The 981-nt window shown below is 58.2% G+C and carries 1 pseudogene; it reads left to right on the forward strand.

Annotation, left to right across the window (positions count from 1 at the left end):
* Positions 1-926 (forward strand): annotated as a pseudogene (locus QVO43_RS01600) (SpoIVB peptidase S55 domain-containing protein); the annotation flags it as partial.
* Between the last annotated feature and the right edge of the window lie 55 nt (positions 927-981).

Genomic DNA, 981 nt, shown 5'->3' on the forward strand with positions numbered 1-981 from the left:
CCATCATCCCCATGTACGTGTCCGTCACCGACAAGGACCGGGGACTGCACAAAAGCAGCAATGTCCAGCTGATCACCGATGAGGACCTGGTGCCCAGCCTGGTGGACGGGGTGACTTACAACACCGTCAGCATGGCCAAGGACAGAAAGGGAGGGGGCACCTCCCGGATCCGGTTCACCATCACCGCCCAGGGAGAAAAGGAAGGCCCCATCCGGCTCCGGCGGGAGAACATGTTCTACAGCGCTTCGGACATCGGGAAGCTTACCGATTCAGAACTGAACGTGGCTACGGATATGCTCATGAACAACAGGTTCGACAAGGTGACCATCCAGGACATCAATGTGGATGTGGAAACCACCTCCAGCTGTGAAGTGGCGGAAATGGTGGGAGCCTCGGCGCCTCTCACGGCAGTCCAGGGAGGGAACCTGCCCATTACCCTGACCTTTAAGCCCTACCGGTCTGAGGAAATCACCCGGACCATCAACTTCAAGATCCCGGACAAGCAGCCGGCGGGTCCCATGAACCTGATCGTCCGCAGCGGCAATGCCACCACCTGGATCAGCAAGGCCCTGGCCAAGCGGAACAGCCGGAACGGGGCCAACACCGCCCAGGGACAGGATGCAGGGGACGGCACCGGAGAGGACGACAGCGCCATGTTCCAGTCTTCCCAGCGCCAGTTCAAGGATTTCCTGACGGAATTCAATGAAATGGATGCCAACAACGAAGTGGTGGTGGACCTGATGCCCTCCTACGGGGACAGCCGGCCCAGCAGACGGGCTGCGGCCCGGGCGGCGGGAACCACCTCCGGCAGCATGAGCAGCGCCATCACCGGTCTGCTGAAAGGCAGCAAATACAAGCAGAAATTCCCCCTGGATTTCATTATAACCGGGGAAAGCAGCATTACTGTGGATGTGAAGAAACGGTAAGAAAAGGGGCTGTGAAAGAATGAGATATCATTTTTTCACAGCCCCTTGTTTGTCA

This window comes from Acidaminococcus sp. CAG:542 (genome assembly GCF_000437815.1).
Taxonomy (GTDB): Bacteria; Bacillota; Negativicutes; order Acidaminococcales; family Acidaminococcaceae; genus Acidaminococcus.